This window comes from Mycoplasmopsis verecunda (assembly GCF_033546915.1).
Classification (GTDB): domain Bacteria; phylum Bacillota_I; class Bacilli_A; order Mycoplasmatales; family Metamycoplasmataceae; genus Mycoplasmopsis; species Mycoplasmopsis verecunda.
Window position 1 is genome coordinate 385695 of the sequence record NZ_CP137850.1, and the last position, 23933, is coordinate 409627.

Genomic DNA, 23933 nt, shown 5'->3' on the forward strand with positions numbered 1-23933 from the left:
TTTACAAAAAAATATAGCACCCCTAAAAGTGCTAATTATGCTACTAAGTGGGAAACGTAGGTTAAACTTTGCATATATGAGAAATCCTGAGTTTCCAAGTTGGAAGCTCTTTTTATTTAATTTTCGACGCCTTTTATACATAGTATAAAACAACAAAAAAATTTTTACTTTTTATATATTCATTACATTCATAAAGTGGTATAATAATTATATGGAAAGTAAAGCTAAGTTACATATAATGAAAAGTAAAAACAAAGACAAAATATATTTATCAGTTTGTAAAACTTTAGGTTTTGGAAAAGGATATAAAAGAATTGTTGGTTTAGGATATTTGGAAGAACTTGAGAAATTAAATCCTAATGCATTGGATATATTAAAGCAAAATGCAAAGGTGATTCCGATTGACTCTGAAAAAGAATATGTAAAAGAACAATTAATTAATTCTTTAAATAATGGATATTTTGAAAATAGATTAGTTAACTATGGCATTCAAAACTTATATTCAGTTATAAAAGAATTAGAAATACTTAATTCACTACCTAAAACCAAGCATAAACAGCTAGAACAATTATTGGAATATTTTATTTCCTCAAGAATCATACAAGCTGACAGCATTATTCAGACATTCAATAAAAAGATGATTTCATCAGTGAAATCAAGCTTAAAAAAAGTAGTTTTTTATAATGTTTTAGATTTACTCGATGATTATAAAGTCGACATTTTAAAAAGAGTTAACAAAGTTATTTCTGAAAAGACAAAAAGAGAAATTGAATTAGTATTTTATGATTCATCAACTGTATATTTTGAAACTTTCAAAAGAGATGGTTTAAGATTTCCGGGTTATTCTAAAGATGGAAAAAATCAAAGAGGATTAAGTTGTATTAGGTATGGCAACAGATTCAAATGGTATTCCTATACATTTTTGAGCTTTTCAAAGGTAATACAATGGATGCTTCAACTATGATTCCATTTATCATTAAAATGACTCAAACTTATGATGTTAAAAAATATCACCATCATAGCTGATAGAGGTATGTCTTCAAACAGAAACATCAGATTTTTAGAGCAATTAGGAATTGATTTTATAATTTCATATCGTGCAAAAGCTGGCTCAAATCAATTTAAAGAATATATTTTTAATGAAAGTGATTGAATTGAAAATGGTGAATTTAAATATAAAGAACAAGAATATGCGTCAATGTGAAATAAAAAGAGATTAAATGGACATAAAAGAAGAAGAATTGTAACTTTTAGTGAAAAAGAGCTAAAAAAAGATAAAGCTGACAGAGATGTTTTAATTAATAACTTCATTAAAAAACAAAACAAAAATGGTGTTGTTAAAGGTGAAGATTTAATAGGAATTAAAAAATATAAGTTCTTTAAAACAAATGACTCTATAAATTTTGTTCTTAATTATGAAAAGATTGAACAAGATAAGAAATTTGATGGTATTTATGTATATGAAACTTTAAGAATGGACTTATCACCTGAGGAAATAAAAAATATTTATCATAAACAATGACAAATAGAAGAAAACTTCAGAACATTAAAAAGCTCACTTGATGTTAGACCAATTTATGTGTGAAGCGATAAACATATTCGAGGACACTTTGTATTATGTTTTTTAGCTCTAGTAGTTTTAAAATACTCTTTATATAAAGTTAATGAATATTTACATAAATATGGAGTAATTGATAAATTTACAAATAATAGATTAATTGAATCAATAAAATCAGCTGTTATGGTTGAAGAATTGGTAAATAATCAAATTGTTAGAAAAACATTTATAAATAAAAGCTCTGATAATAAATCAGATTATGAAATTGTAAACAAAGCATTAAATAATATTTTATGTATGTAATTTTTATGATTAAAAAATCATACAGCTCTATTTTGTAGGGTTGTATGATTTTTAATATTATTTAACTTGGAAACTCAGGAAAAGTGCTAATTATGCTACTAAGTGGGAAACGTAGGTTAAACTTTGCATATATGAGAAATTTGCAAAATAAAACAGCCTATTGTATAGACTGTTTAAATGAATATAGAAAACAAATTTATTTATAGTCTTCGAAACATCAACTATTTGTAAATAAATCAACTGCTTTCTTCTTGTTCATCTTTTAAAGAACTGTCATCAATATCGAAGTAAGAGTTTAATTCTTTTGTTTCAGCATATTTTTTACCAGTTGCTTCATGAATTAAAGCATCATTATCTTGTTCTAAATCTTCTTTGATAACTTTTTGTTCCACTTCTTCTTCCATATCTTCAACTTCAGGTTGCAAGTCTGAAATTAAATCAATTTTTGAAGTTGGAATTTCTTTTTGTTCTTCAATTTCACTAGTATTTGTATTAGCATTTACTCCACTAACGATTATAGAAACTTTGAAGAATTGAGTATTATTATCAAGCTCAACAATTTCTTGTCCAATTTTGCAATCAGAAATTAAATTCTCACTGCTTCCTGATAATATTTCATGTACTGTAGAAACTGCTTTTTTAATATCCTTATTTGTAACCATCTTATCATGTTGAATGTTAATCAATAATTTTGATGCAGATTTAATATCATGTTCATATAAGTTTGATTCAAAAGCTTTTTTAACTGCTTTTTCAGCACGATTTTCACCTGAAGCTTGTCCGATTCCGACTATTGCAAGTCCTGAATCTTTTAAAGTATGCTTAATATCAGCAAAATCGATATTAATAGTACCTACACGATTTAAAATATCGTGAATAGCAATGATAATATTTTTAAGTGTAATATTTGATAATTTTAATGATTCAGCAAATGGAACATCAGGATTTTCATAAGATAATTTTTCGTTAGATAGCACAATGAAAGCATCGACATTTCTTTTTAATTCTTCTATACCGTTACGAGCAACAATCATACGATTTTGTCCTTCGTAAAGAAATGGTGTTGTAACAAGACCAATTGTTAAAGCTCCATTTTCTTTAGCTAATTGAGCAATTTTCGGTGTAGCACCAGTTCCGGTACCTCCGCCAAATCCAGCTGTTAGAATTACAACATCAGAATCTTTTAAGGCTTCTTTAATTTCTGAAGTTGATTCATCAGCAGCCTTAGCTCCTAATTTAGGATCTGAGCCTGCTCCAAAACCACGATTTTCTTTTCCTAAGGCTATTTTATGAGTACATTTACTTTTTTCAAGTGATTGAACATCAGTGTTTGCTACAATGAAATCTACATTAGGTAAATTTTCATCAAACATCATGTTAACAGCATTATTTCCAGCTCCTCCAATCCCTATGACCTTTAGAGATATAGCTGTTTTATATGAAGCTTTATTAATATTGTTAAGTTCGTTCATATTTTCTCCTATTTAAAAATGTTTATTTTACTCATAAATTTAGAAATGAAATTTGATTTTGCTTTTGGATGTGTGTAATCAATTTTACTCATTATGGTATTGTTTTGAATTGTTTCTTTTCTTGAATTATTAGTTGCTAAAACAACTTGTTCAAGAATAATATCTTCTAATGCAAATAATTTGAAATTACTTGCATTGTTTATACTTTGTACTATCATGTTATATTTATTAAAATGGGTAAAGAATGTTTTTTCGATATCTGAAACCATTCATGCAAATTGACCAGTAAATGCAATGTGATTTAAATTTGATATCAAAGGATTCTTATAACTTTTAATAATGTGTTGTACTAATGCTTGTAATAACACATTTTTGTACTCATTATATATTTTAGAAATAGCTTTGATTTCTAAAATTTCTTCCTGAGATAAATCTTGAGTTATATGTTCTTGTGAATGTTTTATCAAATATTTTAATTTACTCATATGATCATCGTTTAAATAATGTTGTAATAATCCATAACCATATGGTATTTTGTTATAAGTTAATACTGATCCGTTTTTAACTACAAAATATGAAATATAATTTTGTTCAATATCAGCAATTAGGCTATTTGTTGGCATATCTTTTATGTTAAAACTTAGTATTTGACTTTTTAAGAAATAATTAATTTTGCTATTTGGTATTTTTGGTGAAAAAATACTTTTAAAATCATTTAACTTATCATTTAGATTTGTACTAAATGTTGATAAATATTGTGTAATTGTTTCAGCTTCACGATTTTTAGGAATGTCTCTATATTCCTTAATTATTTCGTTTTTTTGCATCATATAATTAATTGGAGATGTAGAGATAAAATCTTCAATTGTTTTGCTATGAGCAAGTAGCTGATTTTTCTTATCAAATAAATCATGTAATGTTTTTGCATCACAACTTATTTTTGAGCAATTTAATTTATTAACCATAATCTTTTGTTCAAGATTAGGAAATATATTATCGTCAAAAACATAATTAATAATTAATTGTTCATTATTGATAATATTTTTTACTTCCGACATGACTTCATCATGTCAAGTTGTAAGTTCTGTCACATTTTGATATGAAATTTGTGAGTTAGTATTAAGTTTAATATTTAAGTAGTTATTACTGATATTTTTAATGAATGCACAAAAACATTCATTACTACGAATATGAAAGTTTATAAAATATTTTTTCATAACTACTCCTACAAAATAACTCACTAAATCAATTTTTTTATGACACGAAGTTTTGCACTTCGTGATCGATTATTTTCTTCAATTTCTTGTTTTGAAGGTTTTATTTGCTTAATAGCAAATTTCTTTTCTTCCATAACTGGCATTCTTGAGGGTAAATCACTTTTAGTTAATTCCTTAATAAAGTTCTTTACCATTTTATCTTCTAAAGAATGGAAAGTTATAATACTTAATGTTCCATTAATTTTTAACAAGTCAATGGCATCATGTAATAATTGTTCTAGAGATTCAAGTTCGTTGTTAACTTCAATTCTGATAGCTTGAAAGATAGCTTTAGCTGGATTTTTTTGTCTTAATAAAGCGGCAGGATAAGCTGATTTTACAACATCAACTAACTCAAGTGTGGTTGAAATTGGTCTAGCATTTAGAATAGCTTTCGCAACCTTTTTATTCAGTTTTACATCAGCATAGTTTCATAAAATATCAGCCAATTTCTCTTCAGAGTATGAATTTACCACATCATAAGCAGTTAGTTGTTGTTGTTGGTTCATTCGCATATCAAGCTTAGCTTCTTTATTGTAACTAAATCCACGTTCAGCATTATCAATCTGTGGAGATGAAATTCCTAAGTCTGCAATAATACCGTCTACTTTTTCAATTCCTAATTCAAGCAATTTAGCTTTAATATCTTTAAAATCACTTTTAATTAATTTGAAATTATTACCTATTGCACTTAATCTTTTTTTAGATTGCTCTAAAGCATAGTCATCTTTATCAAATGCAATAAGCAGTCCTTCAGGTATTTGTTTTAAAATAGCTGATGAATGACCACCCATTCCAACAGTTAAATCAACATATATTCCATTTGGTTTGATGTTAAGTGAATCAATTGTTTCACTTAACATAACAGAATAATGGAGTTTATTTTCCATTTATATCTTGAGACAAGAATTGTGCTAATTCTGCCATATCTTTCACAGTATATGTTGATTGAATTTCATCGTATTTTTCTTTAGCTCAAAGTTCAACAATTGAACCCACTCCGATAAAGTAAACTTCTTTTTGGATAGCTAATTTTTCAATTATTGGTTTTGGCAGAGAAATTCTATTTTGATTATCAAGCACGACTTCAAAAGTATTACCGAAAATATATCTAGCTAATGTTCTAGTTTTAACATCAAATCTAGATCTGTTTTCAATCATCGAAATGTATGATTGAAAACTTTTTTCAGATCTAACTTCTGCATTACCATCAAAACCGATGGTAATGAAAAGTTTACTTCCAAGTTCATCTCTAAAAACAGGAGGTAAAACCACTCTGCTTTTATCATCGATATTCCGTATTTGTAATCCGTACATAATCTACCACTTTCTCCCACTATCCACCATAATTCTACCATTAATTATTTATAATTAATAAAAATTTATAAATTAAAAAGCTGTCAATCCACCTAATCGTGAGCTAACAGCTTTTTTTTAGTTCCTTGTATAATAAAATTGCAAATCTAAAGGAAGGAACTAACTTAATTATAATGTTAATAGATTTGAAGTATAACAAAAAAGAGTATTTTGCATAAAAATTGAGGAAAAAGTATATCAAACGGTTATATCAAAAACTCAAAGAGAAGCATATTATCATTTTGCAATAATGGATTCACTAAATGATAACGAAATAAACAAAATCCATAAGGACATAAACAAACTCAGAGAGCAAAATATAACTCATTTCAACATCGAAAAGCTAGCTATTATGTTTAAAAATTTCGCAACACATGAAACACTGAATGATATTTCAAAAACAATGAACGTATCAGCTAAAGTTCTCAAGCAAAATTTAAAACTAGCTATGTGAGATCACACAGCAGAAGACTCATACAAATTTTGCAGTAATTGTAAAAATAGACTAACAACAATTTTTAAAGTTTCACATCGTGAATGAGTTCAGCTCAAAATGCAAAATGTTCAAAATCCAGTTCAACAAATTCATGAAAACACAATTTCAAAATGAGATGATATTGTTCGCTTCTGAAGGTTTTGAAGTAAACAACACAGAATCGTTAAGAGAAAATTATCTAAAGGTATTTTACTTTCAGATAATGAAAAGAAATTTGAACCACTAATATCAGTAACGACATTCTTGGATTACTATAAAGAACAATTGAAGGATAAAAATGCTTTTATACCTACGCCACAAGCTTTTTATTACTTTATGGATCAAGAATATGTTAAAGATGTTGATTTCTCTATTTTTATTTTGAAATCAAAAAGAGGTATTTCAAAATCTAATTGAGATAAACTACGTGGCAAGAAGAAAAAGCCTAAAGGAGTGCAATCTAAGAAAATTAACTTTGGTATTTCTATTCATCTCGCACCATTAACAATTAGAAACAGAGAAGAATTTGGACATTATGAAATGGACACAGTAATTCTTAATTTAAGAGCTAAATATTGCATTCTTACCTTGCTAGAAAGAAAGACAAGAATGTTATTTGGGATATTAACTCGGCGAGATGCAGATTCAATAAAAGAATCACTTCTTAAATTGATTAATCATCACAATTTAACCATTTTATCTCTAACCATAGACAATGGTTCGGAAAATGTGAAGTTAAATGAAATAAGAGAAATTCCTGTTATTTACAAGTGCGATACATATTCATCATGACAAAAAGGAAGCATAGAAAATGCTCATAAAAAAATCAGAAACTTTCTACCAAAAGGCAAGTTTCCGAGATATGTTAATTTTGAATATATTTCACAAATGTTCAACGCAATAAATGATCAATATCGTGATTTTATTGATGATAAAACAGGCAGAATAATCAGGTTAAAAACTTCTAAATATTTCAACAGTTTCGTCTAAATAACAAAGAATTTTAAGCTCAGGCTTTATTTTTCTCACGCTTTTGGAACATTTTTGTAAAATTTATACAGCAATATTGAGGAACTACTCAATTTACCACTTAGGTGGACTTTCAACTTTTTAATTAATAAATTAATAAAAATTTGGTAAATTTCATTACAATATAGAATTTTATGGTATGAAAATAAAAAAATGTGGAAATTTTCCACATTTAAATTTTTCATTCAAACAGTAGAGAATACCTAAATTTAAGGATAATAATTGGTGTTTTAACAAAAAATACAAAATTATTGATTTTTTACTTTGATAGAATTTCATATATAATTTTTATATCTTTGTTGTGAGGTATAAAAAATGAATTATGAAGAAAAATACTGGTTTTTAAAGCATAATTTTTTGTCTTGAACAGGTACTGATGGTAATTATGCACAGAATTTACATATTACTAAAATAATGTTTACTATAGCACTTATTTTAACAATATTATTTGTAATTATTTGATGAATTTTTAAAAGGCAAATTTATGCTCATTGGCAAAAACATAAACCAAGTGAAAGAGTACAAGGTATTCTAATACGAACAATGGGTGCTTTATTATTAATTGGAATGTTGCTAAGATCTTTAAATATGGGGCTACATCATTATCCAAGAATTTGAGAAACAATACCGCTTCATTTTTGTAGATTAATCGGTGTATGTTTTGGTATTATATTCTTATTAAATAAACCAAGATGAATGAAATATTTTGCTACTCCAGCTTATATAGGAGCATTTATTGCTTTAATCATTCCTGATTTAAAAATAGTATACACACCTGATCAAACATTTGAAGTTTTTGGTGAGCATTTTACAAACGGAAAAGATGTAGTATATTATGTAGCTTGAAATAATGTTATTTTCTGAGAATGACTTGGATTACATATGTTTATGATAATTTCAGCTAGTGTAGTATCTGTACTATATCCTTATAAATTAACAAAAAAAGATGTTATTCAACAATGCAAAATATTTATGGTATTTTTATTAGTAACATTTACAATTAATACTTTTACTGATGGATTAGCTCCTTTAGAATGAAAAAGTAATTACTTCTATACTGGTTTTGATAAATATAATGGATTTAGCAATTTACTTGGTCCATTACTACATTGACCATTTTCATTGTTTACTATGTCGGTTGCTATATTTGCATATGCTTATCTTGCTGCATATATTTTCGATATTCAAGATCGAATTCATTTCAATTTCAAAAAAGGAAATATTGTTTCAATATCTAAATATAGTACTAAAGGATTTATTGAATCATTTAAGAAAACATGAATAGTAAGACTCAATTGAGTCTTATTTTTTCCTAAGTTTCCAAGTTATAACGGAATAAAACGAACATTTCTACCGTATAGACTTGTTCGTTTTTTTAATGCTCTAAATTACTTGTACAACCTATGTTTCCAAGTTACTAACCTATTTTTTCAATCAGTTAATGTCTTCTTATACATATATAAGGAGATAATTTTTTTATCTTTTTTATTACATAATTACACAGAAAAATGTAAAATATTAGTGATATGAAGAAGTATTAGTTACAAAAACAAAGAAAAAGATGATTACTATGTTGGATTAGCGATATGAGCCAGTTATGTAAAGGATACAGATAAAAGCATAAGTATTGGTTCATTATCAAAATTATCTACAAAACACAATAATCCTATTTCTATACTTAAGAAAATTGCTGAAAGTTTACCACTAGATGCTGATAAAAACTATGTGAAGAATAAAGTTGCTGAATATTTTGAAACATCTAAAATAGAAATCGGAACATATAATGTAGGATTGAATTACTTTATAAAGTAATTGATGAAATCAACTTATTTAAGGATATCAATACGGGTAAAGAAAAGAATGTGAACAAATATTTAAGTTTTTAATAGCAAAAAGAATATTAGAACCCGAGAGTTTAATTCGTAGTTTCAATCTGAAAGATAAATATGTAAATGAAATAAACATTCAAAAATCAACAGTTTACAACTTTTGGACTTTGTTGCAGATAACAAACAAAAACTAGTAGCGAACATAAATGAAAAAATGAATGTATCAACTAAGAGAGAAGCAAACTTGATATTTTTGGATGCTACAACTCTATATTTTGAAACATTTGTTAATGCTAACGAGAATTTAAAAGAAAAGTTTTCATTAAAAAAGCTGGATATTCTAAAGATGGTAAATTTAAAGAAAAATAAAGTAGTTTTAGGTATGGTAACAGACACAAACGGAATACCATTAAATTTTTGTTTATTACCAGGTAATATAGCTAATCAAAAAACTTTTATCCCTACAATTAATGAATTAAGTGAAATATACAATTTACAAAATGTAACTGTTGTTGCAGACAAAGGAATGAATTCGGCACAAAATAAGGATTATGTAAAGTATCAAAATATGCATTATATTTTTCCTATTAGATTGAAAGGCGAATCACACAAATTCAAGCAATATGTAGTTAGTGAAACTGATTACCAAAAAGTTGATGGTTTATTATATAAAGAAATTCAACAAGTAGATGATGAGCAGAAAAATAGAATAAAATACAGAAGAATTATTATATATGACACTTGAAAAGCTAAAAGAGACAAGATATTAAGAAAAGAAGTGCTGGATAGATTTGACAAAATCAAAGGAAAAGACGGTACAGCAACAGCAAAAAGTATGATTTCCTATAAGAAATATAAATTCTTCAAAGAAATTCAAGAATCAAAGATTGCAATAGATGTAGAAATGCTAAAAGAAGATGCTAAACTTGATGGTTATGTCGCATTCGAAACAACTAGATATAACCTAACCGCAAGAGAAATAGTTGATATATACAAAAAAACAATGAACAATTGAGAGAAATTTCAGAATCTTAAATCAACATTAGATGCTAAACCAATGTATGTAAGAACAGATAATCACATTTTTGGACATATAACCATTTGTTTTTTAGGATTAGTTGTATTAAATTATTTAACTTGATATATAAATCATAAGCAAAAAGATAAATGAGGTGTTTTAGATAGAGTTACTCCATCTCAAATAATAGAATCAATAAAAGTAGCTAACATAAACTTCACTAAAGTTGATGGCAAAATTACTTATTCATCTTCATGAGATAATGAGATATTTAGAAATGAAATTGAGTTATACAGAGAAATAAAAATGCTTGTATCTGATGGTTTTTCTGTGTAATTTTCACTATGTCAAAAAATATAGCCCTACACTGTAGAGCTATTTATTTTTTCACTTTGTTAACTTGGAAACATAGGTTAAATTACTTGTACAAATTTATTAAATATCGTTTTTATTAGTTCAAAATCTTGTATTAATGAATTATTTTCACTATTTTTTATGTAAATTTCGTCTACAACATTACCATCTACAACTTTTACAAATTTTTGTGCAGATTTTATCGCTTCTATTGTTCTTTTATTTGTAAATTTATCTATAACACCATAATCATTTAATGATTTATTTATTGTATACAGCAAATATTTGAAAATAACTAATGAAATAAAACATAACAAGAAATGTCCATTTATATGTGCATCAGTTCATACATACATAGGCTTAACTTCAAGTGAATTTTTTAAAGTTCTAAAGTTTTCTTCTATTTGTAATTGCTTTGCATAAATTTCCACTATCTCTTGTGCTGATAAATCTCTTCTTGATGTTTCATAAATATAAAATCCATCAAATTGTTTATCTTCATTTAGCTTGATTAAATCTAATTCGTATCGTGCATCACCATTTCTTTTAAAGAATCTATATTTTTTGTGGCCTAATAACTTTGAACCTTCTACATAACCATCTTTATTTTTTAATTTATTGAAATTATTAATCAATATATCTCTATCAGCTTTATCTTTTAAAGCTAGTTTCCTGCTATATGTTATGATTTTTTCTTCTCTGATGACCATTAGGTCTCTTTTGTTATATAAAGATGCTACTGTTTGTTCCTTATATTTAAATTCTTCAGTTCCTATATAATCAGTTTCGTTTAAAACATATTCTTTAAAATCTTTTCGACCTGATTTTAATCTGTATGAAATAACATAATCTATACCTTTTTGTTCTAAAAATCTTAAATTTGCAGTTACAGACATTCCTTTGTCAGCAACTATTGTTACATTTTTTATGTTATAAATTTTGCTCATTTCTATTACAAAAGGAATAAATGTTTTTGAATCTGTTGTATTACCTTTAAATAATTTGTAATGAATCGGAATCCCATTTTCATCTGTTGCTAAACCAATAACAACTTGATTTTCTTTAAATTTACCATCTTTTGAATAACCAGGATATCTCAAACCTGTTCTTCTAAAACTTTCAAAATAAGCTGTTGAAGAATCATAAAAAACTAATTCAATATTTCTAGATGTATTCTTTGTTATTTTTTCGTTTAATTGTTTAAGAATTTTGCTTTCATTGTTGTTCAAAATATCAAGCAATGTGTAATAACTAGATTTTTTATAATCTGGTGTATTTTCGTATTGAAACTTATTTTTATATGTAGAAATTAAGCTATCTGCATTCAAAATTCTTGATGAAACTGTGTACTTTAGTAATCTGTTTAAATCTTTATGTCTTGTTTTTGGTAATGCACTAAATATTTCAAATTTATCAATTAAATCATAAAGAAGATTAATTCCGTAATTAATATTATATGTTTCAGACTTTGAACTATTTAAATCAAACATAATTGCTTGTTTAATTTTGTCTTTTGATTCACTTATTGATAAATTCTTTATTGAATTTTTAATTACATTAATAGATTCTGAATTTAATTCTTGTAATTTTTCCAATCTTCCTAATCCTATTTGATTACTATAACCTTTTCCATATCCATTTGATGTGGCTATCGAAATATATGTATGGTCTTTTCTTTTATGTTTTATGACTATAAATTTACTTTCCATACTCCTATTTTATCATATTATACAAGTAATACAAGTAAAAAAATGAATAATTTATGGGATATGAAAAATTCCATATACCAAAGGTATATGAAATCTTATTTAATTTCTAAAATCAATATTTTGAGTCCGTAACTTGGAAACTCAGGAGTAATTACTTCTATACTGGTTTTGATAAATATAATGGATTTAGCAATTTACTTGGTCCATTACTACATTGACCATTTTCATTGTTTACTATGTCGGTTGCTATATTTGCATATGCTTATCTTGCTGCATATATTTTCGATATTCAAGATCGAATTCATTTCAATTTCAAAAAAGGAAATATTGTTTCAATATCTAAATATAGTACTAAAGGATTTATTGAATCATTTAAGAAACATGAATAGTAAGACTCAATTGAGTCTTATTTTTTTTGCAAAGAAAAAGGCACCTAATGGCACCTTGGTTATTGAATGGAAGTTATTAATATCCACCCTTAGATTCTTTACCTTCAACAATTGCAACTGAACGACTTGTTCCAAATCTTGTCGCTCCTGCTTCATACATAGCAATTAAATCATCCATGTTTGAAATTCCACCAGCAGCTTTAATTAATAAAGCATCTCCACAAACACTTTTCATAATTTTAATGTCGTTTAGATTTGCTCCACGGAATGAGAATCCTGTTGATGTTTTAATAAATTCTGCACCAGATTTCATAACAATTTCTGTTGCTTTTCTAATTTCATCCTCTGTTAACAATGCTGTTTCGATAATAACTTTCAATACATGAGATCCACAAGCTTCTTTTACTTTTTTAATGTCGTTTAAAACATATTCGTAATCACCTTGTTTAAATCTTCCAATATTAATTACCATATCAATTTCATCTGCACCATGTTCAATAGCCAATTTAGCTTCGTGTGCTTTTGCTTGTGTAATCATAGCTCCAAGAGGAAAACCTACAACTGATGTAATACCTACACCTGTTCCTTGTAGTTTTTCTGCTACATATTTTACTCATGAAGAGTTTACACAAACTGTTTTGAAATCATATTTAATTGCTTCATCTACTAGTTTATCAATGTCTTTTTTAGTAGCTTCGGGTTTTAAATATGTATGATCAATCATTTTGTTGTAGTTCATAATATTCCTTTACTTATTTTAATCTATCTAAAATAATTTTATTTTCAACTTCAGTTTGGTTAAATTTATATCCGTTTTTAAGTTCTTCAACTAATTCAGGATCGATTGGATTTGATGAATATAAAGTGAATAATACATCACCTTTTTTAACATATTCATTTGTTTTCTTGTTAAGTGTAACACCGGCTTCAAAATCAATTGAATCTTCTTTTGTTTTTCTACCAGCACCTAATTTCATAGAAACAATTCCGAATGTTAAAGCATCAAAAATTTCTAAAAATCCTTCATGTTCTGAAATAACTTCGAGTTTATATTTAGGATTTCAAAAATCAGGTGATTTTAATGCTTCAACATCACCGTGTTGAACAGCAACGAATTCATAGAATTTATCGAGTGCTTTACCTGATTCAATGGCTTCTTTAACCATTGCTTGAGCTTGTTCATGTGTTTTAGCAATTTGTGCTTGTTCTAATATAGTAGCACATGAAGAATAAACTAATTCATTGAAATCTTTAGGCCCTTTACCTTGAAGAGTTCAAATAGCTTCAAGCACTTCATTTTTGTTACCGATCTCTCTACCAATTGGTCTAGACATGTTGGTAATTTCAGCTCTTACATCAACATTTAACTCTTTACCAATACTAATCATTGTACGAGCTAATTCACGAGCTGATTCTAGGTTTTTCATAAATGCACCATTACCACACTTAACATCAAGTAATATAGCATTTGATCCTGTTGCTAATTTTTTAGACATTATAGATGAAGCAATTAATGGAATAGATTCCACTGTTGATGTCACGTCTCTTAATGCATATAATTTTTTATCAGCAGGCACTAGTTGAGCACTTTGCCCAATAACAGCAATACCATGTTTTTTAACTTGATCAATAAATTGTTTTTCTGTTAATTCAACTGTAAATCCAGGAATTGATTCAAGTTTATCAATTGTACCACCTGTGTGACCTAATCCTCTACCTGACATTTTAGCAACAGGTGCTCCACAAGCGGCAACAATTGGAGCTACAGCAAGTGTAGTTTTATCTCCGATTCCACCTGTTGAGTGTTTATCAACTTTAATTCCCGGAATAGCTGATAAATCCATAACCTCACCAGAATGCATCATGTATTTTGTCATTGTTGCAATTTCTCTAGCATTCATTCCATTAAACATAACAGCCATAAGAAATGCAGACATTTGATAATCTGGTGTTTCATTTTTAACATATGATGTAATTAAGAATTTAATTTCTTCATTAGTTAATTCTTTATTTAAACGTTTTTTTTCGATAATATCTACTACACGCATAATTATCTTGCTAATTTAAGAGCAATCTCCATCATTTTTGTGAAAGCAAATTGACGTTCTTCAGCTGATGTTTCTTCGTGAGTAATAATGTTGTCACTAATTGTTAATAAACAAGCAGCTTCTTTTCCTGTTGCTTCAGCATTTGTAAATAAAGCAAATGATTCCATTTCAACACATAATGATTGTGTTGCTTCAATTCTTTGTTCTACTGGAATAACTGAGTAAAATACGTCAGAAGAGTGAACTCTACCAACTGTAAGTGGTGTTCCGTTTTCTTCAGCAATAGCTTTAATTTCTTCGTTTAATTTAGCTGAAGGTAATGCAATATTTCCTTCTTTTCCTAAAGCAATTCTTCTGAATGCATCAGCATCAGCGAAAGCCTCTGAAGCTAAAACAACTTCGTATAATCCTAAATCAGCTTTATATGATCCGGCTGATCCAATTCTAACGATTCTGTCAACATCGTAAAATTTGAATAATTCGTATGAATAAATTCCGATTGAAGGACATCCCATACCACTTGCTGCGATAGTGATTGGTTTTCCTTTGTATGTTCCTGTGAACATAAACATATTTCTAACTGTGTTTACAAGTCTGTAACCAGGATCTAAGTAAGTTTCAGCAATAAATTTTGCTCTTAATGGGTCTCCTGGCATAATAACTGTTTTAGCGATATCTTCTTTTTTCGCACCTATGTGTGGTGTCATAATTAATAACCTCCTATTAATATATTTTTTATTTAATATGACATTAGACTTATTTTATAGTCAATAATATTTTAACACTTAAAATTTAAAATATAAGTTTTTAACACATTATTAATTAAGCAAAAAGTGTATTTTTGCTACTAAAATATAGCTATTTTATAATTTTTTGCTAAATAAAAAACACTTAGAATTTTTTAAGTGTTTTAATGTGGAATTATTTTGCTAAATCAAGTGCTATTTCCATCATTTTATTAAAAGTAAATTGACGTTGTTCTGCTGAAGTTTGGTCATGTGTTACTCAATTTTCACTTATTGTAACAATAGCTGCTGCATCTTTCCCTAAAGCTTCGGCTACAGTAAATAATGCATGAGCTTCATTTTCAACACAGACTGCATTAGTTTCAGCAATACGATCAGGAATACTTAGGATTGAATAAAATGAGTCAGTTGTATGAACTCTTCCTTCTTTAACTTCTTTACCTTGTTTTTTTGCTATTTCTATTATTTCTTGTCTTAATTTTTCTGATGGATGTGAAAGTTTTTCTTCCTTACCTAAAAGCAATCTTCTAAATGAGCCAGAATCTGATATGGCTTCATTTGGTACAACTATTTCGTATAATTTTAAATTTGCATCATATGAACCAGCTGAACCGGTTCTAATAATTCTATCAACATCATATACCATGAATAACTCATATGCATAAATACCCATTGAAGTAATCCCCATACCACTTGTTGCGATTGATATAGGTCTACCTTTATAAGTTCCAGTAAATATATATGCATTTCTTACACTACTTACTAATTTAAACCCGGGATCTAAATAAGTTTCAGCAATATATTTTGCTCTTAATGGATCCCCTGGCATAATAACTGTTTTCGCTATTTCGCCTTTTTTAGCACTTATGTGTGGTGTCATAATAATCTCTCCTTATTAATAAAAAAATAAAAATTATCCTTCTAAATTTTAACACTATAGAAATAAGTACAAGAATTTTCCATAATTATGATGATAAAAAATATATTTTTATTTTATAAACACATTTTTTATTTCTTTATTTAAGATGCAAAAGATTAAATGTGGAAAAATGTAAAAATTTCCATATTTTTAGTTTTTTCAATTATTTTATATGTAGAAAAAACTAAAATTTAAATAAATAATAAATATTTAAGAGCAAATTTTATTATACAAAATAGATTTTAGAGGTAAAAAAATGAAAAAAATGAAAAAAATGAAACATTTATTAATAACATTAACGGCTGTTTCAACAACTGTATTACCAATAGTTGCAGCTCAAGGATGTGATGATCTTAGTGCAAAGCCAAGTAATGGAAATGGTGATAATAATACAACTCCAGTAACATCAGAGCCAAATCCACAACCAGCACCAAACCAGCACCAAATCAACACCAAATCAACACCAAATCAACACCAAATCAACACCAAATCAACACCAAATCAACACCAAATCAACACCAAATCAACACCAAATCAACACCGGAGCCAGGAACTCAACCAGGAACACAAGATAAAAAAACTGCTAAACCTAATGAGGATTTATCACATTTTAAAATCACAGATGGTAATAATTTATTTGAATTAATACCTAATGCATTAACTGATGCGGTTATGACTTATATTAAAACACACGACAAAATTTATTTTGGATATACAGATAAAACTATAGGGACTGCTAGAAGAAATAATAGAATAGACTTTTTAGTCTTAAAACCTGAATTTAATGGTACAGCATTACAAATAGCAAATGCAACTGATCCAACATTTGAAAGTAAAAGTGGGCCACGACCTAATGCTGATATCAATTATCAATTTAATGATGCTACTAATGAATTAACATTTTCATATAAACTAGTAGTTAGAAATCAAGATAAATCATTCACATATTCTAACAATGTTTATACATCAACAGTTGTTTTAACAATTACTAACAAAACTGATAAAACATCAGATGGTTCAGATAAAACAACCAGACCAGAAATACCTGTTGTAATTCCAACTAAGTTAGCTAAATATAAATATGTATATGATAATACAAATAACTATTATAAAGATGCAGATGGAAAAAGTGGCAGAGAATTATTTGATGCATTATTGAGAATACAACAAAAACATCGTGGTAATCAAGGATATGATCACATCAAAGAAGTTTATAATGAAACAAATGCATTTAAAGATAAATATTATGAAAATGATGGAACAATGTTGGATATTTATTCAGAAAACCCTAGCGGAACTGATCCATACACATATCGTATATATGATGGTTCCGGTGCTAACCAAGAAGGACAAGGAATGAATAGAGAACATGTTATTCCACAATCATGATTTAATAGAGAAGCAACTAGAAGAGCTGATATTCAGCACATATTCCCAACAGATATCAAAGTTAATGCTGTTCGTTCAAATTACCCACATGATGAAGTAACAAGCGAAATTAAATATACATCAGAAAATGGTGGAAAATTAGGTAAGAATTCATTGAATAAAACATCATTTGAACCAATTGATGAATTCAAAGGTGATATTGCAAGAGCTTATTTATACTTCTTAGTAACATATGGTGGAGATGATAAAAAAGATGGAGCAGTTGCTTTAAGAAATAAAAATGGTTCTCAAGTATTCGAAACAAGTTACCCATACATGAATAATCATTATTTAAATGTTTACTTAAAATGAAATGCTTATGATGCCGTATCACAATTTGATGTTGTAAGAAATAATGAGATAATTAAATCTGGACACCAATCATCTAGAAATCCATTTATTGATTATCCTGATTTAGCTGATAGTTTATTTGGACAAAATCCAAAACCTTTTGTTAATAAAGGTGTATTAAAAGAAGCTATTCCATTAACAGAAAGTAACTAATCCCTATTTAGGGATTTTTACTTATCTAGTAATAAATATTGAGTAAAAATATTAATTTAAGAATAGCTGTAATATTCAAATAATAAATAATGATTTTAAATATTATAAACTAAGAAACATGATAATAATAAAACATCTTATGTTATAGGTAATATAAAACTAAAATTCACAAGTTAAAATGCAGATGACACTGCATTTGAAATAAGTATTGAATTTACTAAATAATTTTTAAAAAATTCTCAACAGTATCGATGTTGGGAATATTTTGTATTATGAAACAATTATTTCTCTCGAATAATTACATCGTTAGTATCTAGATTATATATATCACTTGGCTTACCTGATGGTGAACAAAAAGCAAAAATATTTTTAACCATTGGAAATACATTTGCAACTTGATCTATGGATAAAGTTTCTTGACCTGATAAATTAGCGCTAGTCATGTATATAGGACCATTTGTAATTAAATATTGCTGTAACGTTGGACAATTTGGCATTCTAAACCCTTGATCATTAACAATAATACTTACTGCACCAGGTCATTTTTCTTCTGCTAACTTAGTCGCTTGCTCATTTCACTGTTTAAATTGCCTTGCTTGTTCTAATGAGCCGACAAGAATCATTATTTTTTTATTTTTAGGTCTGTTTTTTAACTCATAAAGCAATTCTAATGTATTGTTATTAACTGGTCCGCCGATACCACAAACAGTATCTGTTGTGCAAATTATGATATCTTGATATTTGTTATTTTGCATATGTATCTCCATAATTAAATTTCACTTAATTGATATTTTAATACTTATTTTAAGAAACAAAAGAAATGCTATTTTAGTAGTAAAATCTCTAATTATTTATAAATATATTTATAAATAATATTATAATAAGTCTATGAGAAGAGATAAATTTTTAATAGTATTTTTAACAATAATTACATTTGGATTAATTTGGATCAAATGAAATAAACAAGCTAATAATCAACAAAAAAATATCATATATCAAAACGATAAACTACCATTTAAACTTAATGATTTTCTAGATGCACTAGGAGAAAATAACATAAAGAATGTTGAAACTAGATTAAATCGAATTAATATTAGTTTAGCTGATGTAAAAAAAGCTAATTTAGAACAATTAGGAAAATTAAAAGGCATTAGCGGGATAGTTGCTAAAAGTACATCTGTTTCAGTTGTATTAGGTGAATATACAAAAGTTGTTTATAACGAATTACAAAAACTAATTAAATAATGAGGTGAAATATGCAAGAACAATCAAAATACAAAATCGTACTTGATAACTTACTTGATATAACTCAAAGTGATTCTTCTATTTTTACAAGAATTAATGAAAAATATTACATGGATTTATATTCATTAGTTGGAAGTAAAAATATAGAAACTATTTTCAATAACGAAACTTTTGAAGTATCAGCTCTTGATGATGCAATAGTTGAGCATATTAAAAGAATTCAAAATATTTCTAATTCTGAAAATCTTGTAGTCTATATGGAAAAACATCAGACAGATTTTGATAGATTAAATATTAGATTTAATTCTGAAAATATCTATGAAAACTATGAACATAACAAAGAAAAGATTTTAAATCAATTAGAACTAAAAGTACAAAAATCAATTCTTAAATGAAAAATACTTAATGATAAAGTAACTAATATTTTAGATGAAACCAATATTTGGCCACTTCATATTGGATTTTTATTCTTATCATTAAAAAGAGAAGATAAAGTAATATATGCACCTTTATTTTTAAAAGAAGCTAACATAACATTTGTTAATGGTAAGCCAATAATTAAAAGTGATGGAGATATCAAAGTTAATGAGAAATTGTTATTCTTCTTAAATAACAATGAATTTAATTTAACAATTGATACTGATTTTAAAGATTATAAAATATCATCATTAATTGAAAAATTAAGAAAAGATTGAGATGGATTATACCAATTACCTGAAAGTATCACTCGACCATTTACTAAATTAACTTATGATGATGTACAAAATGAAAATATTCGTTTCCATCCTGGAGCTGTACTTGGCATATATCAACCATGGGGCGGATATTCACGTAATAGAATGAAAGATATCATTTTAAATAATGAAATGGATGATATTATCAAGGTTGAATTTAACAAAAATGTTTATAAAGAAGTTATTAATAAATTAATTTTCAATCCTAATTTAACTTTACTTAGAATTACAAACTCTAATTTATCTCAAGATAAAGCTATAGTATCAGCTTTAAACCAAAATACAGTTATTTGAGGTCCACCAGGAACTGGTAAATCTCAAACTATCGTTAACTTACTAGCTAATATATTGTTTTATGGAAAAACAGCAATAGTAGCTAGTCAGAAAAAAGCGGCTCTAGAAGTTATTAAAAATAGAATGAAATCATTAGCACCATTTTGCTTATTTATTCTTAACACAAAAGATACTAATAGAAAATCATTCTATAAGCCAATTAAAGAATATCTTGATATGTTAGAAAACTTCAATGATTCAAGAAGAATTGAATCAATTGGAACAATTTCCCGCAAAGAATTAGAATTTATCTCCCAGGCATCTGAATATTTAAATGATTCGCTAGCTCAAAATGTTTTAAAAGCATATTATTACATAGCTGAACATAAAAATAATTTTGATTTTATTTCAGATATGGAATTTATCTTATCATTACCTCGTGATATTAAATATCCAAAAGAACCAACACATTGTCAAACAGCTAAAGAATTACTTAAAGTTTCAAAATTAACATTTTTCCCATTTGTTAAGAAATACTACTTACTTAGAAAAATAGGCAATGAAATAGATGCAAAAATGCCTAATTTTGATGGTTCATGGGTAGATTTAATGCAATTTATAACAAGCATTGGATTTAATAATATCGATTCAGAATATTCTCCGTTTAGAAAATTGAATGAATTAATTAAAATGAATTCAGAAATTTCACATAAACCATTAATTTCAAATGAAGAAGCCTTAAGACTGATTATTACTGAAAAAATATTTAATCGAATTAATAATTTTAACGAGGAACAAAAAAGACAATATCGTGAATTTGCACAATCAGTTCGGATTAATAATTTAGAACCATACCGTTTTGTTAAAAAATATGCAGATATGATTAAGCAAATTTATCCAATTATTATCGCAACACCGAATACTGATTTATCTGGTTGAAGCAAAGAAGAATTTGATTATGCGATATTAGATGAATCAAGCCAGATATTTATCGAAAATGCCTTACCAATTTTATATTTAGCAAAAGTTAATATTCTAGCCGGTGATACCGAACAAATGAAGCCAAGCAATTGATTTGGTGTTAGATACACTGATGATTCAATTTTTGGCCAAGTTGAATCGGTACTTGATTATGCTTTATCACTTGGTGTTCATTCTATCATGTTAAATAAAAACTATAGATCAAATCATGCAGCTTTAATGACATTTTCATCTCGTAATTTCTATGAAGGAAAATTAGATGTTTTAGATGCTGCTAGTGTTTGAAATAATGATCCAATCGAAGTGTACCAAGTTGAAGGTGATTGAGACAATAATCGTAATTTAGTTGAGGCTAAATTAGCAATTCAAAAAGTACAAGAAAATCTAAATAAATACAACAAAATCATACTTCTTGCATTTAATGCTAAACAAAGTGATTATTTAACTAATGAAATTTATAAAAATTATCATGATTTAGAAGAAGCAATTTATGAAAAAAGATTGTTAATTAGAAATATTGAAAATATTCAAGGGGATGAAGCTGATTTAGTAGTAGCTACTGTTGCATATGATAAACATACTAAGCTAAATTCAACTTATGTATGTAGACCTGGTGGTAAAAATGCACTTAATGTCGCTATATCTCGTGCTAAAGATAAAATGATTGTTATTAAGACAATTAAATCACAAGATATTGTTACTCAATTCGAAATGAGTGATGATATGAAAATATTTAAGAAGTGACTAGAATTCCTTGAAAGAACACCAGATGATAGATTAAAAATGCTTAAGAAGTCATTTGATTCTATTCATGCATCAATTTCTAATACTATAAATAAAGATCTATGATTTAAAGATATTGTATTTACAAAAATTGCTAAATGTATTGAAGGTAATCCAAGATTTGAAATCTTTAAAGATTACACAGTTGGCTCAATTGATATTGATATTGTTGTTACATACAATAAAATACCATTTAAATGTATTTGTTTTGATACATTTAATTACTCAAATTCAATTGAGAAGTATGTTTCACTATATGATGCTATTAAGTTCTTAAGAGCAAAGAAATATGATGTAACTGTTATCAATCCGCTTTCTTGAATTTATGAGCAAAATAATGTAGCAAGTTGATTTGACACAAAAGAAATCAATAGCTTTGAAAAAACTTCAGTTTCAAATAAGACTAATACATATGCAATTAATAAAATTCAAGATGATGATTATATTTCAACAAAAGAATCAGTTATTGGATTAAATGTGGATGAGTCACAATTATCAACTTCAACATATAAATTAAATCAAGTTGATGATGCAATAATTCAAAATGATGTTTTAGATGAATATGATAAAGAAATTGAACAATTAGAGCATGATCGAGAACTTAATGATTTAAGAACTCAAGCTGAATTAAATCAAACAAAACAAGTTGAAATAAATAACTCTGAAGAAACTGTATATTCTGCAGATGATCAAAATGATTTTGATTTTTATGAAGTTAAAACAGAGGAAGAATCAGATTCTAATAACAATGAATTACAAAATAATGATTTAGATGAATCTGATTATCCAAGTTCGCTAAATGATGTTTATTTTGATAATCAAGAAGATGAATCAATTTCACAAGTATCCAATGTAAATGAAAATGATATTGATCAATCAAGTACTGAATATGATATTTCAGCTGATAAAGAAAATGCTGAGGAAATCGCTGACTCATTAGATGAAACAGTTAATAATGAGGATGAAATTCTCATAGATGACACAAATGACGAATTTGAAACTGATTTTTCTGAATTAGGAATTGATTTATCAAAATTAGAGCAAAAAATATCTATGTATTCAAATCACGAAATATCTAATGAACCAATGGTAAGTGATTCGGATATAGATGATGGACAAATTTCACTTGCTGTAGAAAATAATGCCGATCAATTAACTAGAGAAGTCACACAATTTATTAAAGAAGCTGAAAAAGTTGAACAAGAATTGCCTAGTGTGACAAATGGTTTAGATATTGAAGCAAAATCAAGTGAACCATCAACTGAAAAAGAAGAAATTGATTTTGGCGATGAGGAAGATGAAGCTGATGATGATTTTGTTATAAACTTTAATTTCGATGATTTTGAAGATGATTCAAATAAAACACAAGTTATTTCGCATGAAAATATCGAGCAAATAACTTTAGATAAGATAAAAAATGTCGAAAATAATGTAAATAAAAGAATTACTAAAACAACTGATAAACCTAGTATGCAAGATATAACTGCTGAATGAATAATACAACCAGAAGATGAAGAATAATAA

General features: G+C 27.1%; 19 protein-coding genes. 9 read left to right on the forward strand and 10 right to left on the reverse strand.

What is annotated here, in order from left to right; translation table 4 throughout:
* Window positions 1-211 precede the first annotated feature (211 nt).
* The gene (locus SAM46_RS01565) at window positions 212-1861 is read left to right on the forward strand and encodes an IS1634 family transposase (RefSeq protein ID WP_318635633.1); all 1650 of its coding nucleotides are present in this window, start codon (window positions 212-214) and stop codon (window positions 1859-1861) included.
* Window positions 1862-2082: 221 nt separating this feature from the next.
* On the opposite strand, the gene SAM46_RS01570 is transcribed toward SAM46_RS01565, so the two are convergent.
* Genes SAM46_RS01570 through SAM46_RS01585 form a run of 4 tightly spaced genes read right to left on the reverse strand, consistent with a single transcriptional unit; the run spans window position 2083 to window position 5906 of the window.
* Window positions 2083-3333, reverse strand: coding sequence for a cell division protein FtsZ (locus SAM46_RS01570; protein WP_078747378.1), 1251 nt, complete (start codon window positions 3331-3333; stop codon window positions 2083-2085).
* Between the two features lie 8 nt (window positions 3334-3341).
* A complete protein-coding gene (locus tag SAM46_RS01575) occupies window positions 3342-4550 on the reverse strand; it encodes an MAG3720 family protein (RefSeq protein ID WP_318635634.1) in 1209 nt (402 codons plus the stop codon).
* Between the two features lie 23 nt (window positions 4551-4573).
* Window positions 4574-5479: a 16S rRNA (cytosine(1402)-N(4))-methyltransferase RsmH gene (rsmH, locus tag SAM46_RS01580; RefSeq protein WP_078747376.1), complete on the reverse strand. Its 906-nt coding sequence runs from the start codon at window positions 5477-5479 to the stop codon at window positions 4574-4576.
* Window positions 5469-5906, reverse strand: coding sequence for an MraZ-related protein (locus tag SAM46_RS01585; protein ID WP_143826150.1), 438 nt, complete (start codon window positions 5904-5906; stop codon window positions 5469-5471). Before SAM46_RS01585 ends, rsmH begins: the two co-directional genes overlap by 11 nt.
* A 289-nt stretch (window positions 5907-6195) precedes the next feature.
* Here SAM46_RS01585 and SAM46_RS01590 point away from each other — a divergent pair, with 289 nt between their 5' ends.
* The 3 genes from SAM46_RS01590 to SAM46_RS01600 all read left to right on the forward strand — a co-directional run bounded on the left by SAM46_RS01590 (window position 6196) and on the right by SAM46_RS01600 (window position 10632).
* Window positions 6196-7410: an IS30 family transposase gene (locus SAM46_RS01590; protein ID WP_318635635.1), complete on the forward strand. Its 1215-nt coding sequence runs from the start codon at window positions 6196-6198 to the stop codon at window positions 7408-7410.
* Window positions 7411-7764: 354 nt separating this feature from the next.
* A complete protein-coding gene (locus tag SAM46_RS01595) occupies window positions 7765-9261 on the forward strand; it encodes a YwaF family protein (protein WP_318635636.1) in 1497 nt (498 codons plus the stop codon).
* Window positions 9262-9438: 177 nt separating this feature from the next.
* Window positions 9439-10632, forward strand: coding sequence for an IS1634 family transposase (locus tag SAM46_RS01600; RefSeq protein ID WP_318635637.1), 1194 nt, complete (start codon window positions 9439-9441; stop codon window positions 10630-10632).
* A 77-nt stretch (window positions 10633-10709) separates the two neighbouring features.
* Here the strand turns inward: SAM46_RS01600 and SAM46_RS01605 are convergent, their stop codons facing one another.
* The gene (locus SAM46_RS01605) at window positions 10710-12359 is read right to left on the reverse strand and encodes an IS1634 family transposase (RefSeq protein ID WP_318635638.1); all 1650 of its coding nucleotides are present in this window, start codon (window positions 12357-12359) and stop codon (window positions 10710-10712) included.
* A 236-nt stretch (window positions 12360-12595) separates the two neighbouring features.
* Between SAM46_RS01605 and SAM46_RS01610 the strand changes: the two genes are divergently transcribed.
* On the forward strand, window positions 12596-12748 hold the full coding sequence (locus tag SAM46_RS01610) for a hypothetical protein (protein WP_318635639.1): 153 nt from the start codon (window positions 12596-12598) through the stop codon (window positions 12746-12748).
* A gap of 76 nt (window positions 12749-12824) precedes the next feature.
* Here the strand turns inward: SAM46_RS01610 and deoC are convergent, their stop codons facing one another.
* The 4 genes from deoC to deoD (SAM46_RS01630) form a co-directional block, all read right to left on the reverse strand.
* A complete protein-coding gene (gene deoC, locus SAM46_RS01615; protein ID WP_078747145.1) occupies window positions 12825-13487 on the reverse strand; it encodes a deoxyribose-phosphate aldolase in 663 nt (220 codons plus the stop codon).
* Window positions 13488-13500: 13 nt separating this feature from the next.
* Complete coding sequence (locus SAM46_RS01620; protein WP_078747146.1) at window positions 13501-14796, reverse strand: pyrimidine-nucleoside phosphorylase; 1296 nt, start codon at window positions 14794-14796, stop codon at window positions 13501-13503.
* Between the two features lie 2 nt (window positions 14797-14798).
* Entirely contained in the window at window positions 14799-15503 is a 705-nt protein-coding gene (deoD, locus tag SAM46_RS01625; RefSeq protein ID WP_078747147.1) for a purine-nucleoside phosphorylase, read from the reverse strand.
* 214 nt (window positions 15504-15717) lie between these two features.
* Window positions 15718-16422 carry a purine-nucleoside phosphorylase gene (gene deoD / locus SAM46_RS01630; RefSeq protein WP_078747148.1) on the reverse strand — a complete coding sequence of 235 codons (705 nt, stop codon included), beginning with the start codon at window positions 16420-16422 and terminating at the stop codon, window positions 15718-15720.
* A 313-nt stretch (window positions 16423-16735) separates the two neighbouring features.
* On the opposite strand from deoD (SAM46_RS01630), the gene SAM46_RS01635 reads away from it, so the two are divergent.
* Window positions 16736-17107: a hypothetical protein gene (locus SAM46_RS01635; RefSeq protein WP_318635640.1), complete on the forward strand. Its 372-nt coding sequence runs from the start codon at window positions 16736-16738 to the stop codon at window positions 17105-17107.
* A gap of 26 nt (window positions 17108-17133) precedes the next feature.
* Entirely contained in the window at window positions 17134-18393 is a 1260-nt protein-coding gene (locus tag SAM46_RS01640; protein ID WP_078747150.1) for an endonuclease, read from the forward strand.
* 281 nt (window positions 18394-18674) lie between these two features.
* Here SAM46_RS01640 and SAM46_RS01645 read toward each other — a convergent pair whose 3' ends face one another.
* Window positions 18675-19148: a Sua5/YciO/YrdC/YwlC family protein gene (locus SAM46_RS01645; protein ID WP_078747151.1), complete on the reverse strand. Its 474-nt coding sequence runs from the start codon at window positions 19146-19148 to the stop codon at window positions 18675-18677.
* A 133-nt stretch (window positions 19149-19281) separates the two neighbouring features.
* Here SAM46_RS01645 and SAM46_RS01650 point away from each other — a divergent pair, with 133 nt between their 5' ends.
* Together SAM46_RS01650 and SAM46_RS01655 are read left to right on the forward strand one after the other, a co-directional pair.
* Window positions 19282-19638, forward strand: coding sequence for a PTS sugar transporter subunit IIB (locus tag SAM46_RS01650; protein ID WP_078747152.1), 357 nt, complete (start codon window positions 19282-19284; stop codon window positions 19636-19638).
* Between the two features lie 11 nt (window positions 19639-19649).
* Window positions 19650-23930, forward strand: a complete 4281-nt coding sequence (locus SAM46_RS01655) for an AAA domain-containing protein (protein WP_318635641.1) — start codon at window positions 19650-19652, stop codon at window positions 23928-23930.
* Window positions 23931-23933 lie beyond the last annotated feature (3 nt).